The 12884-nt window shown below is 64.5% G+C and carries 9 protein-coding genes and 1 tRNA gene; 5 read left to right on the top strand and 5 right to left on the bottom strand.

Annotated features, from left to right (window positions below):
* The first annotated feature begins 138 nt into the window (after positions 1–138).
* Positions 139–2463: a PQQ-dependent sugar dehydrogenase gene (locus NJT13_RS02495; RefSeq protein ID WP_254523914.1), complete on the top strand. Its 2325-nt coding sequence runs from the start codon at positions 139–141 to the stop codon at positions 2461–2463.
* A gap of 180 nt (positions 2464–2643) precedes the next feature.
* On the opposite strand, the gene NJT13_RS02490 is transcribed toward NJT13_RS02495, so the two are convergent.
* The 5 genes from NJT13_RS02490 to NJT13_RS02470 form a co-directional block, all read right to left on the bottom strand.
* Positions 2644–4464 carry a pyrroloquinoline quinone-dependent dehydrogenase gene (locus NJT13_RS02490; RefSeq protein WP_254523913.1) on the bottom strand — a complete coding sequence of 607 codons (1821 nt, stop codon included), beginning with the start codon at positions 4462–4464 and terminating at the stop codon, positions 2644–2646.
* A gap of 13 nt (positions 4465–4477) precedes the next feature.
* Entirely contained in the window at positions 4478–5416 is a 939-nt protein-coding gene (locus NJT13_RS02485; RefSeq protein WP_254523912.1) for a twin-arginine translocation signal domain-containing protein, read from the bottom strand.
* A 368-nt stretch (positions 5417–5784) separates the two neighbouring features.
* A tRNA-Glu gene (locus tag NJT13_RS02480) sits at positions 5785–5859 on the bottom strand.
* A 65-nt stretch (positions 5860–5924) separates the two neighbouring features.
* Positions 5925–7334 (bottom strand): alkaline phosphatase family protein, encoded by a 1410-nt coding sequence (locus NJT13_RS02475; protein WP_254523911.1) that lies wholly within the window; start codon positions 7332–7334, stop codon positions 5925–5927.
* Positions 7335–7456: 122 nt separating this feature from the next.
* The gene (locus NJT13_RS02470; protein ID WP_254523910.1) at positions 7457–8671 is read right to left on the bottom strand and encodes an inositol-3-phosphate synthase; all 1215 of its coding nucleotides are present in this window, start codon (positions 8669–8671) and stop codon (positions 7457–7459) included.
* 322 nt (positions 8672–8993) lie between these two features.
* Here NJT13_RS02470 and NJT13_RS02465 point away from each other — a divergent pair, with 322 nt between their 5' ends.
* The 4 genes from NJT13_RS02465 to NJT13_RS02450 all read left to right on the top strand — a co-directional run bounded on the left by NJT13_RS02465 (position 8994) and on the right by NJT13_RS02450 (position 12841).
* A complete protein-coding gene (locus NJT13_RS02465) occupies positions 8994–9794 on the top strand; it encodes a TatD family hydrolase (RefSeq protein WP_256549408.1) in 801 nt (266 codons plus the stop codon).
* Between the two features lies 1 nt (position 9795).
* Positions 9796–10626, top strand: coding sequence for a sugar phosphate isomerase/epimerase family protein (locus NJT13_RS02460; RefSeq protein ID WP_254523908.1), 831 nt, complete (start codon positions 9796–9798; stop codon positions 10624–10626).
* A gap of 220 nt (positions 10627–10846) precedes the next feature.
* Positions 10847–11773, top strand: coding sequence for a UbiA family prenyltransferase (locus tag NJT13_RS02455; protein WP_254523907.1), 927 nt, complete (start codon positions 10847–10849; stop codon positions 11771–11773).
* Positions 11774–11992: 219 nt separating this feature from the next.
* Positions 11993–12841, top strand: coding sequence for a sugar phosphate isomerase/epimerase family protein (locus NJT13_RS02450; RefSeq protein WP_254523906.1), 849 nt, complete (start codon positions 11993–11995; stop codon positions 12839–12841).
* Positions 12842–12884 lie beyond the last annotated feature (43 nt).

Here is a 12884-nt window from a genome sequence, read left to right as displayed (position 1 = left end):
TGATCGGATTTCGGACAAGTCCATCTTGAGTGAGGAACGATCGATCCGGTTTATTACTCGATATCGACACTACGTTATCCGGTACGCAGGGCGATCCGGATCGGTACCCGGCGCGGCGTACTGAGAGACCATGAGACTATGACAGAAAACGAAGATTATAAATCGTCGATTTCGAGGCGAACGATTCTCCGCTCGTCGGCAGCGCTGTCCGTGGCGGGGTTCGCGATACCGGCGATGGCACAGGAAGACGCGATCACGGGCGAGATCAGACTCGGCGGTCGGATAAGCGGCTGGGTCGGCCAGTCGCCCGAATCGATCGCGGACGAGCGAAATCCGACGCTCCGACTCGTACAGGGTGAAACGTACACGCTCACGTGGGAGAACTTAGACGGCGCGGGCCACAACTTCGCTATCGAAAACGAGGCCGGCGACGAAGACTTTCTCGCGACGGAGATCGTCTCCGGGACGGGCGAGACACAAACCGTCGAGTTCACCGCCGAGGAGGGAATGGCGCAGTATTACTGCCAACCGCACGCCAGTTCGATGCGCGGTGACATCGAGTTCGTCGACGACACGGCCGGTGGCGAGGAGGGCCAGGCGCCCGCCCCCACCCAACTGATCGGGGAGGGACCGACCGTCGGCATCGAGACGGTCGCGGAGGGGTTGACCGCACCGACGAGCCTCACGGTCGCCGACGAGGACGCCGATAGGCGGTTTATAACCGATCAGACGGGGCAGATCTACGTTCACGGACCGGACGGGCTCCAGGAGGAGCCGTTCCTCGACATCTCGGATCAGCTCGTCGAGTTCATGGAGTTCGACGAACGGGGGCTCCTCGGCCTCGCGTTCCACCCCGACTTTTCCGAGAACGGTCGGTTCTACGTCCGGTATAGCTCGCCGCCGCGGGAGGGAACGCCTGACGAGTACGACCACACGTTCGTGCTCTCCGAGTTCCAGACCGCAGGTGACGACAACGCGACAGCCGATCCCGACTCGGAGCGGACGATACTCGAGATTCCGGAACCACAGTTCAACCACAACTCCGGCGCGCTCGCGTTCGGCCCCGACGGCTACCTCTACGTCGGAACCGGCGACGGCGGCGGTGCGAACGACGTCGGCCTCGGGCACGTCGAAGACTGGTACGACCGAAACGAAGGCGGCAACGGCCAGGACACGACCGAGAACCTCCTCGGGGGAATCCTCCGGATCGACGTCGACCAGGAGGGAGACGAGACGCCGTACGCGATCCCCGGCGACAATCCGCTGGTGGACGTGGAAGGCGGACGCGGCGAGTACTTCTCCTGGGGCTTCCGGAATCCGTGGGGAATGTCCTTTACGAACGACGGCCAACTCCTCGCGGCCGACGTGGGTCAGAACCTCTTCGAGAGCGTCAACTACGTTCAGAACGGCGGCAACTACAGCTGGAACGTAAAGGAGGGGACCCACTGTTTCAGCACGGAGAATCCACAGGAGCCGCCCCAGGAGTGTCCACAGAGCACGCCCGACGACGTCCGGGGCGGCGAACCCCTGCTCGATCCCGTCATCGAGTACCCCCACAGGGTCGGAATCCTCGAGTCCCTCCTCGAAGGCGGCAACGGCGGTGGGAACGAAACCGCCGCCGGAAACGAGACTGCCGCCGGAAACGAAACTGCCGGAATGAACGAAACCGCCGCCGGAAACGAGACTGCCGCCGGAAACGAAACTGCCGGAATGAACGAAACCGCCGCCGGAAACGAGACTGCCGCCGGAAACGAAACCGCCGCCGGAAACGGCGCCATCGCCGGCGACGGAGTTACCGACGGCCGGATCGGCGTCTCCGTCACCGGCGGGTATCTCTACGAGGGCGGCGAGATCAGCGAACTCGAGGGGACGTACGTCTTCGGCGACTGGAGCGTCGACGGCCAGAGTCCGGGCACGCTCTTCCTCGCCCGTCCGACCGAAGGGTGGCAGGACGCCGAGGGTGGCGACGACGTCGAAGACCTGTTCGTCGAGCCACCGTCGGAGAACGGTGGGAACGAAACCGCCGGTGGTAACGAGACCGAAACCGGAAACGAGACCGCTGACGGTAACGAAACCGACGGCGGAGCGGCGGGAGACCTCGCCGACGGATCCGCCCGCGGTGGACTGTGGCCCATCGAACAGATTCAGCTGCAGGGTGAAGCCGCCGAAAACGGTCGACCGACCGGATTCGTGTACGCCTTCGGCGAGGGCGCGGACGGAGAAATCTACGTCCTCACCACCAGTACGTCGACGGTCGAAGGCGAGGGTGCGGTTCACCGGCTCGTTCCGGCCGACGGTGGCGACGGCGAAGAGATGGAAGACGGTGGCGACGGCGAAGAGATGGAAGACGGTGGCGAAGTGGACGCGGACGACGGTGCGGATGCCGACAACGAAACGGAAGCCGCCGCCAACGAGACGGGGGCGGAAAACGAAACCGCGACCGGAAACGAGACGAACGGGTAGTCGACGCAACCCCCTTCTCGAGACGCACCACCTCACCCCAGACGGCCCATCCTTTTCTCGAGACGCAACCATCCAGTCCCAGACGGTTCATCCCGTCCCAGACGCACCGGCTAACGCGAAACGACTCGTTCTTCGTCGACGTATCGACTCGAAAAAACGGCCGCAGATGGATCGCGGGCCTTATTCCTGGAGCGAGAAGACGGCGATCGTGTTCCCTTCCTCTTCGACCTGGTTGCCTCCGCCGCCGGTGATCGCGACGTACTGTTTTCCTTCGTTCGGATCGTACCAGCTGGCCGGTGCGCCGTCGACGCCGTGGTTGCCGACGACGTGCTGTGCCAGCCGTTCGCCCGTTTCGGTGTCGAACGCGTGGAGGTACCCCCCGGGACCGCCGGCGAAGGTGACGCCCGTCGCGGTCGTCAGCGAGCCACCCCACGGCGGACCGACTTGCCAGCTGAACCAGTTCTGCCACTTCACTTCGCCGCTGATCGGATCGATGCCGGCGATGACGCCGGCGTTTTCGTTCCACTCCTCCACTTCCTCGCTCAGGTACTGCTGGTTCTCCTGATCTTCTTCTTCCTCGTCGTCGCCGTGTACCTCGTCACCCTCACGCTGCTCGCCCGGTTCCGTCTGGACCGGTTCCGTCTTTCGCACGGTGTCCATCCCGATGTAAATTTCTCCGGGCTGATACTCCGTCTCGAACCAGGAGAACTTGATCGGGTAGTTGGTCCCCTTGACGACCAGCGTCCGCGTCTCGGGGTCGTAGGCGGACGGCTGCGGATTCGTCCCGCCGATGAGATCCGGCATGATCCAGGGCGCGCTGTCGAGGTCGTCGTACGGTGGCAGGTTGAACGTGTTGAGGTGCTGGACGTACTCGTCGCTGCGCTGGTGGAGCTGTCCGGTCTCCATATCGACCGTGTACACCCAGCCTGTCTTCCCCGGCCACGTCGTGAATTTCCGGGTTTCGCCGTCGACCTCCGCCTCGAAGACGACCGGCGGACTCGGCGAGTCGTAGTCCCACCAGTCGTGGGGAGAGTCCTGGTGGTGCCACTGGTACTCGCCGTCGGACGTATTGACCGCGACCTTCCCGCACGAGTAGGGGTTCCACCCCGGCCGAACCGTCCCGTACCACGGGCCGGGATTAGCAGACGGAATGACGACCGTGCCCTCGTCGGGGTCGAGCGCACCGGATGCCCAGGCGGTGGCGCCGCCGTGCTCCCAGGAATCGCCGACCCACTCGTGTTCGGGCGTCATATTGACTCGCCACTGCGGGCTGCCGTCCTCGAGGCTGATCCCGTCGAAGAAGCCGCTGACGCCGAACTCGCCGCCGAAGCTCCCCTTCATGATCATCCCGTCGTAGATGAGCGGCGGGAACGACGACGTGGTCCCGCGCGATCGCTCCCACTTGAGTTCCTCGTGCATGAGGTCGTCCGCGACCTCGCCGCGGTACGCGGCCGCGCCGTTGTAATACCACCGCTCTTCGCCGGTGTAGCGGTCGATCGCGATCACACCCAGATCCAGCGTGCTCTTGTACACGGTGTCGCCGAGGACGGCCGCGCCGCGCTCGGCGGGCGGCGTCGCGTCGGACGCCCCCACGAGCGGTCGGTAGAAGTGTCGCCACAGAATGTCCCCGGTACGCGCATTGATCGCGTAGAGCAGGTCGGGCCCGACCGTCGCGTACATGATCGGCGGATCTCCGTCGACGATGATCGGCGAGCCCTGGAAGTCGTTCGGATGGTCCGCGACCTCGAGTCGATACTCGACCTCGAGGTCACCGGCGTTCTCCGGCGTGATGACGTCGGCGGTCGTGTGACGCTGAGACTGGTACGAACCGCCCATGATGAGCCAGTTGGTGGGGTCCTCGCCAGTCTCAGCGAGATCCTGTTCGGTGACGTCTACCTCGGGTATCTGATCGGTATCACCCTGGTCGACGACTGATTCGCCCGGCTTTTCGCTCCACGGTGCGTCCTCCGGAAGTTCGACGAGATGGGATTCGTACGTCATTCGTATTCACCTGTTAGTTGGTCGCCGAGTTCCTCGGTGCGCGCTTATCGTCCGTGATCCGGACGACGTCGCTGATCAGGAACTCCTGACCGATGATCATGAGTGCGGTACTGGCAGTCGTCAGCGTCGTGAGTTGGTCGTCCGCGATATCGCCTTTCGCGAGGTCGCGGGCGGCCGACCCCATGAGGTAGTAGCCGCCGAGCATCGACTTGACGTCCCAGAGGCCCCGGTCGATCATCTCGCTGGTGACGAGCGGTTCGCGTTGCCACAGGAAGTGATCGAGCCCGTCGATCCACAGCAGCGACCCTTCGGCGGCCCGCTGGTGGAGCGGCGCGACGTACTCGCGGACGACGCCGTCCTCGACGGCGTCCGCCGGCGGGTAGTCCCCCGTCTTCATCCACCACGAAAGCTGCTCGCGGGTGTTCACGATGTTCATCACCAACGCCGTCTGCTCCTCGTCGGAGAACCCGACCTCGGACAGGGTCGCCGGGAGGGCATCCATGTGCAGCAGTTGACGCGTCGTCTCCTCGATGTGCGCCGGGGCGAACGCCGGGAGGTTCTCTTCCGCGCTCGCGAAGAACCCCGCCTCGGAGAGGTGATCGTTGATCGCCCACGCCGCCGTCGTCAGCTCCTGATAGGCCGACGCGTCCTGTTCTGGGACGCCCATGGTCTCGAGTTGAGACAGCATCTCGAAACTCCCTTCGAGCGCGGCCAATTGTTCGCTCAGCAGCGTCGCGTCGAGCGTTCCGGTGAGGCCGTTCTGAACGGCCTCACCCATCTCTGCGAGTCCTTCTGCAGCCCCGCTCGAGACTTCGGTTCGGAGATCTTGAAGCGTCGCACCGGCGACGGCACCGCCGGCGACGACGCCGAGCGCCTTCAGGAAGTCGCGACGATCCTCGTCGCTCACTTCCCCGTAACTGTATCGTTCCGCTGGATTAGTACCGTATGCCATGGCACTTTCTGACCATCGCGATACCCCACATTAGAAGCTTCCACCGTTTTTCGGTATGTAATATATTTCTGCAAGGGCTCGGCGAGCTGGTTTTGATCAAAAACAATACATAACAAGATATGTTATCACAACACATACTTACAGCGGGTTCGACCCCATAACCCGCTGTTTATATTACCGACGGTAACTAGTTTGGATCGTCCACACGTCCGCTCCATCCGTGGTTTGAATCGAATGAACCGTTCGTGATTCCAACCCGCGGAAGACGGATCTCGACTTCGGACGCGGTTGCGACTTTCCTCCGCCGACTCACACCAGCGCACGCACGTCTTCGTTCGACTCTGTGAGGAATCGGGTCGCCCGAAAAATGCTCCGTCTGGGATTTGAACCCAGGTCATCGGCTCGAAAGGCCGAAATGATTGGCCGGACTACACCAACGGAGCCCGTACTCCCTCGTTGCTCCGGCCTAGTGAAAAGCGTTCCGTTCCGATCCGCTATTGCTACGGTTTCACGTACTTCTTCGCTCCCCCTCGGAATTGCGGAGTGACGTCCCCTCGAGTTCCATCGAGAGGGTTCCCTCGAGTCCGAGCAGATCGAGTATCGTCGGGGTGACGTCGGTCGCGTCGACCGGTTCGTCACCTTCGAGGGCGGGAGCCGCCGGACCGCCGAGGCCGAAGCTGCCGTACGCCGATTCGTCGACGCGCCCGTGTGAACCGCCGACCTTCGACGCGTCGAGCGAGACGAGTCCCTCCTCACCGAAGAACAGCTCGCACGGGTCGAAGCCCGGTTTCGCGTGGATGTCCATCTCCGTCGCGTACGGCGGCGCGTTCTCGGGGTCGTCCCACCAGTAGTACTGGAACCAGGCGTCCCGATTCGCGACGAGCACGATCTCGCCCGCATTGGGGTGGTCGATTCCCCGATCTGCCTTGCCGCGTCGTCCGAGAACGTCGTCGACCCCCTCCAGGGACTCGAACACGTCGCGAGCCGCCTCGACCGACCCCTCGTCGGCGTAGACGTGTGCGATCTGGTGATCGACCATCGCAAACGCGGCCGAATCGCCGATCGCGGCCTCACCGTCTCCAGCTACCTCGAGGAGCCCGGCTTCGCGGAGCGCCCGGTTCGGGAACACCGGTCGGTCGACGTCGTGGAATCCGTATTCGTTGACGAGGACGAGGGCCGTTTCGTCCCACCGATCGGTCTCCGTGAGGTGGGTGAGAAACTCCTCGAGCAGGTCGTCGACGACCGACAGTTCCGCGCGGAAGGCATCGCTTCCCGGCCCGCTGCTCTGTCCGACGTAGTCCAGATGCGGGACGTAGACCCAGAGCAGGTCGGGGTCGAACCGCTCGATCGCCTCGCGAGCGGCCGCGAGAATCCATCGACTTCCGTCCTCGTTCGCGCCGGGACCCCAGTAGTTGTGCAGCGGGAAGTGATTCAACTCCTCGCGCAGGTCGTCGTAGAAGCCGTCCGGGTTCGTCCAGCAGTTCATCTCGAGAATGTCGTTGTTTTCGTCTTCGATCGGAGACGGGGTCACGGCCACGTCGGCGCTGGTTCCGATCAGGTGCTGGAAGTTCAGGACGCCGGTTATCAGTCCCGCTTCGTCACTTGCGGTTTCCCAGATCCGATCGCGACCGTCGCGGTCGCGTTCCCAGAACTCGGCGGTCTGACGCTCGCGATCGAACTCCCCGCTGGAGACGTCGCCGTGCGTGTCCGGCCGTTGCCCCGTCGCAAGCGTCGTCTGTGCGGGAACGGTCACCGCCGGGAACGTCGGCCGAAGTGGTCGGACGCTCTCGCTCGCGAAGAACGACTCGAGCGTCGGCGTTCGATCGGCGTCGATGTGCTGAGGTTGCAGGCCGACGACGTCGAGGACGATGGTTCGGCCGGCCGGTTCGCTGGTCTCGGAAATCGATGAGTCGGTCATGGGATGGCAGGTTCGGGGTGCGTTTTGGCGTGAATCGTTGGTCCGTCGCGAGTCGGTCGAATCGATCGGTCGGCAATCGCCGTGGTCGATGGTCGGTCGAATCGAATACCGGGCCGTCGGTGTCAGTGATTTCGGTCCGCGTAGTCGGACAGTCGCTCCATCTGTCGGGAGAGGTCGTGCTCGTCGACCCCGATCGGCGCCTTGAAAAACGACGCGAGCTGGGGCTGGAGTCCTCCCTCACCCCGTTCGTCGGCGTGAGCGACGAGGCGCACGAGATCGAGGACGAGCGGGGCGGCCAGCGCCGAGTCCGATCCCTCCCAGGTGAACTGCATCGTCATTTCCGTCTCGAGGAAGCCCTGGAAATGGATGTAGTCCCACGCCGTTTTCCAGTCCGCGAGCGACGGGGTGTAGTCGATTCGGACACGGTTGTGACCGATTTCCGGCAGTATCGAATCGAGGACGTCGCCCTTGCTCGAGAGCTTGCCCGCTGCGTTCGCGTCGTCTTCCAGAACGAGGCCGTCTCTGTTTCCCAGAATGTTGTGTCCCTCCCAGCTCAGCACCTGCAGGTTTCGGCCGGCGAACATCGGCGCGAGCGCGGACTTGACGAGCGTTTCGCCGGTCTTCGCGTCGCGTCCCATGTGCGGGACGGATTTCGCGGCCGCGAGTTCGCGGATTCCGCCGAGCGAGTTGGCGGCACTCGGCGTGAAGTTGACGAAGGGATGACTGGCGTCGATCGCAGCGTAGGCGTAGAGAACGCTCGCGGGCAACTCGCGGTCGTCCTCGTCGATCGCCCGTTCGAGCGCGTCGCGACTGGCGTATCGCTCCGGCTCCGCCAGTTCGGGTTCGGTCGACGCCACGTTGACGACCACGAGCCGTTCGAGATCGTGATACTTTCGGAACGTTTCGTAGTCGTCGCGGATCTGCTCGACGACGGTCCGGATTCCGAGCGATTCGTCGATCCGTTCGCTCTCTTCGGAGACCGCCGCGCCGCAGTTGACGGCCGTTCCGACCTGGATCCGTTCGTCGATCGCCGTCAGGTCGTCTCTGACCGCCGCGAGTGTCTCCTGGTCAGGAACACCGTTTCGATCGCGTTGGCGCTCCGCCTGAGCGAGGAGCGACTCCGGTTCGATGTCGTGGCCCCCGAAGACGAACCCCTCGACCGGCGGCAGGTCGAGACTCGAGACCGGCTCGCGTTCGGTTACCATGCCGGTGCCGTCGGTCACCCCCTCGGCGATCGCGCGGGCACCGACGATGGCCGTCGTCGCGACGTTGCCGCGCGCGCCGACGAGCCACACGCCGGTTCGGTCCTCGGCGGCGGACTCACGCCCTCCGTTCATCTGCGATCGTTCGATATCCACGGGCGGTCGCGCGGTCGTGACGATTCGGGTTCGCGGTCGTCGCGCGCGGACTGGACGATTCGCAGCCACCCCACTCCGAGACCGTGACGCCCCGCGTCTCTCGCTCGTTCCGTAGCGGACATTCCACCGAGAGTCGGAACCGGACGACTTTCGTTATGACTCGCGTAGCGGAAGTAAGACCGGTTTGACCGGTCACAAGATCGGATTCCGCTGTGAGGGCCGGTCGATCCGCCGTCATCAACCTCGGATTTGCCGTTCGAACGATCGGTGGACCAAACCGTTCATCCCTCGACCAGCGCCTATGCGGATTATCGATCCTCATATGCATATGGTATCGCGTTCAGCCGAGGACTATCGGCGAGCGCGACACGCGGGCATCGAGTGCTGTATCGAACCTGCGTTCTGGAGCGGTCAAGACAAACACCATGCCGGTGCGTTCTTCGATTACTTCGAACAGATCATCGACCACGAAACCGATCGAGCAGAGCGGGCCGCCAACATGGACCACTACGTCACGATCGGTCTCGAGCCGAAAGAGGCGAACTATCGAGAGATGGCCGAGGAGGTCGTAGACCGCATTCCGGAGTACCTCGATCGCGACCCCGTCGTCGGCGTCGGCGAAATCGGTTTCGACCAGGTCACGGACGACGAGGAGTGGGCGTTCCGCCGACAGCTCGAACTCGCGGAGGACAGGGAGCTTCCCGTCATCGTCCACACGCCCCACACCGACAAGCCGTCCGGCACCGAGCGCATCGTCGAGATCATCGAGGAGATGGGAGTGACCGAGGAGCGGATCGTCATCGATCACAACACCGAGAACACGATCGACATTTCGACCCGAACGGACTGCTGGATCGGCTTCACGCTCTACCCGGGCAAGATCGAGGCGGCGTCGGCGATCGACCTTCTCGAGGAGTACGGGACCGACAACATGATCTTCAACAGCGCCGCCGACTGGGATCCCTCGGACCCGCTCGCCGTCCCGAAGGCCCGCGACCGGATGATCGACCGGGGCTGGGACCGCGAGGAGGTCCGTAAAGTCGTCTTCGACAACCCCTACGAGTTCTTCGACCAGTCCCCGAACTTCGACTACGAGGCCTGAGATGCGGTTCGGGTTCTCCACCAACGCCTTTCGCGAGTATCCCCTCGCGGACGCCATCGAAGCCATCGCCGATGCGGGATACGACGGCGTCGAACTGCTGTTCGACGAGCCACACCTCTACCCGCCGGCCGCGACGGACGCGGAACGCGCAGGCGTCGAAGACGCCCTCGAGCGGAACGAAATCGGCGTTAGCAACGGTAATGCGTTCATGCTTACCGCGATCGAGGACTTCCATCACCCCTCCTACATCGAGCCGGACGAGTCGTATCGACGGGAGCGAATCGACTACACCCTCGCCGCGCTCGAGACCGCGGCGGCGCTCGACCTGCCCTACATCTCGATCGAGCCCGGCGGACCGATACCCGAGCGAAAATCGCGCGAATGGGCGATAGAGACCTTCGTCGACGCCCTCGAGACCGTCCTGGCGAAAGCCGAACAGGTGGACGTCGACCTGCTCGTCGAGCCCGAGCCCGATCTGTTGATCGAGACCGCGGACGAGTTTCTGGAACTGGTCGAGCGCGTCGACTCCGAGCGCGTCCGCTGCAACTTCGACGCCGGCCACTTCTACTGCGTCGGCGAGAACCCGGCCGAACTGGTCGAGCCGCTCTGGGAATACACGAGTCACTACCACCTAGAGGACATCCCGGCCGATCGGACCCACGAGCACACCCAGCTCGGCGACGGCGCGATGGACGTCGACGCGTTCCTCGGCGAACTCGAGACCCGAGGCTACGACGGCTTCGTCACGGTCGAACTCTATCCCTACGAGGAAACGCCGATCGAGACCGCGCGGGAGGCGATGGCCTTCCTCGAGGAACGCGGGTGGGCGTAGGGTGGCCGGCGGTGCGCCGTCGGATCGCTCCGAAAGGGGAGGTCCGGTCGACGGCGACCGGTGGGAATCGCCCGGCGAGCGCGATCCGCGGGGATCGACCGACAGCAACTCGCGTGAAACGGGTGAGAACGATTCGCGTGAGCCGGTCGACACAGGCTCGCTCGGATCGGACGCTGCTGACTCGCGTCCGACAGTTGGCGGTGATTCACGTGACGCAGATGTGCGTGACTCGGAGACCGGTGATTCGCGTCCAGCGCTCGGTGCGTACGCCGAACTGGTCCGCGTGCCGAACCTCTTTACCGCACCGCCGGACGTGATCCTCGGTGCGGCGGTAGTGTCGGTCGCCGGCGCTACCCCGTCTCCGTCGGCGGTCGCGTTACTGTCGCTCGGGTCCGTCTTCCTGTACGCGGGCGGGACGACCCTCAACGACGCGTTCGACGCGCCTCTCGACGCTCGAGAGCGGCCGAATCGGCCGATTCCGTCGGGACGGATCGACCGGCGCACCGCGTTCGAACTCGGATTCGCGCTCCTTTTCGTCGCCGTCGGCATCGCCTTCGTCGCCGCGGGCGGCCCCGCAGCCGTCGTCGCCGGATCGGTGGCCATCGCGATCCTCGCCTACGACGGCCTCCTGAAGGGATCGGCCCCCGGATTCATCGCGATGGGTGCGACTCGAGGACTGAACGTCGTCCTCGGAGCGACCGCTGCCGGAAGCGCTGCGCTCGAGATTCCCGCCCGACTGGTCGTGGTTCCGGCGGTCGTCACCGGCTACATCAGCGCCGTCACGTTCATGGCGGCACGAGAATCCGAGGGGGACAATCGACGTGCTGTCGCGGTCGCCTCCGGGGGTGCGGTCCTGGCGGTCGTCGCGCTCTGCGTGTACCTCGTCGGCGTCGAGTCGTCGGGGCTCGAGATTCTCGTCGCGCTCGCGTTCGCGACGGCGTTTTGCTGGTGGGTCGGACGTCCCCTGCGCGCGGCGTACGCCGATCCGGTTCCGAGTACCGTCGGTCCGGCGGTCGGCGGGTGCGTCCTCGGACTCGTGTTGCTCGACGCCGGCTTCGCCGCGGCAGCCGGAATCCGCTGGGGGGTTGCTGCCGGTGTCTTTCTCGTTCCGGCGGTGGGTCTCGGCCGGATGTTCGACGTGACCTGACCGCTCGCGTGCGGCCTCACGCCGCGACCACGGTTCGACCCGACCGGCCGCGGTTCACACCGCGGTTCGTGCGGTCCGCCGCATCCGTACCCGACCGGCCGACGACGAGCGCCACCCGATAGCACCTCGATCGAGACTCGAACCAGCCGTGTGGCTGCCCGTGATCGACGCCGCCGGGCCAACGAATTAGTGGTCCACCGGTGTAGGAGGACTGAATCGATGGTCGAACTCGCTTTCTCGACGAACGCGTACACCCGCTACGACCTCCCCGAGGCGGTTCGCCGGATCGCGGATCACGGCTACGCCGGCGTCGAACTACTCGGCGACGACCCCCACGCGTACTTCCCGGACTTCGGCGACGGAGACCGCGACGCGCTCCTCGATGCCCTCGCAGACACCGGGCTCGCAGTCTCGAATATCAACGCGAACACGGCGATGGGCTACTACGACGATGCGCCGCCGTCGGCGTTCTTCGAACCGAGCGTGATCCGTGCGGACGACGCCGCCCGTCAGTGGCGAATCGACTACACGAAGCGGGCGATCGACCTCGCCGAAACCGTCGGTTCGCCGGCGGTCTGTCTGGCCACCGGCCGACCGTTGCCCGGCACGCCGCCGGAAAAAGCGTCCGACTACCTCCGCGAGGCGCTCGCGGACATCCTCGAGTACGCCGAGGCGAGGGACGTAGAAGTCGGGATAGAGTTCGAACCCGAACTGCTGGTCGAGAACACCGACGAGGTTCTCGCGCTCATCGATGACGTCGGCCGTGATTCCCTCGGCGTCAACGTAGACGTCGGCCACGCCGCCGTCTACGGTGAAGACGTCGCGGAGAGCATCCGCCGCTCGAGCGGTTCGATCACGGGAATCCACGTAGAGGACATCGTCGGGGGCCGCCGGGGAAAGCACTACCATCGGATACCTGGAGAGGGTGATCTCGACTTTCGGGCGATATTCGACGCCCTCGATGACGTCGGGTACGACGGCTTCGCGACGCTGGAGCTCTATACGTACCCCGGTGAACCGGACCGGGCAGCACGGGAGGCCTACGCGGAACTCGAGCGATACTGTTAGCCCGCCGACGCTCGCGAGAATCCGTCGAAATATCCCTCCTTCT

The sequence above is a fragment of the Natrinema caseinilyticum genome, from assembly GCF_024227435.1.
Taxonomy (GTDB): Archaea; Halobacteriota; Halobacteria; order Halobacteriales; family Natrialbaceae; genus Natrinema; species Natrinema caseinilyticum.
The sequence above is the reverse complement of the archived record's forward strand: the minus strand, read 5'-3'. Positions and strand labels throughout refer to the sequence as shown.

What these genes read in the sequence shown, in the direction of transcription:
- NJT13_RS02490 (WP_254523913.1), bottom strand. Translation starts at nt 4,464, where the DNA reads ATGACGTACGAATCCCATCTCGTCGAACTTCCGGAGGACGCACCGTGG.
- NJT13_RS02465 (WP_256549408.1), top strand. Translation starts at nt 8,994, where the DNA reads ATGCGGATTATCGATCCTCATATGCATATGGTATCGCGTTCAGCCGAG.
- NJT13_RS02475 (WP_254523911.1), bottom strand. Translation starts at nt 7,334, where the DNA reads ATGACCGACTCATCGATTTCCGAGACCAGCGAACCGGCCGGCCGAACC.
- NJT13_RS02485 (WP_254523912.1), bottom strand. Translation starts at nt 5,416, where the DNA reads ATGGCATACGGTACTAATCCAGCGGAACGATACAGTTACGGGGAAGTG.
- NJT13_RS02450 (WP_254523906.1), top strand. Translation starts at nt 11,993, where the DNA reads ATGGTCGAACTCGCTTTCTCGACGAACGCGTACACCCGCTACGACCTC.
- NJT13_RS02495 (WP_254523914.1), top strand. Translation starts at nt 139, where the DNA reads ATGACAGAAAACGAAGATTATAAATCGTCGATTTCGAGGCGAACGATT.
- NJT13_RS02460 (WP_254523908.1), top strand. Translation starts at nt 9,796, where the DNA reads ATGCGGTTCGGGTTCTCCACCAACGCCTTTCGCGAGTATCCCCTCGCG.
- NJT13_RS02470 (WP_254523910.1), bottom strand. Translation starts at nt 8,671, where the DNA reads ATGAACGGAGGGCGTGAGTCCGCCGCCGAGGACCGAACCGGCGTGTGG.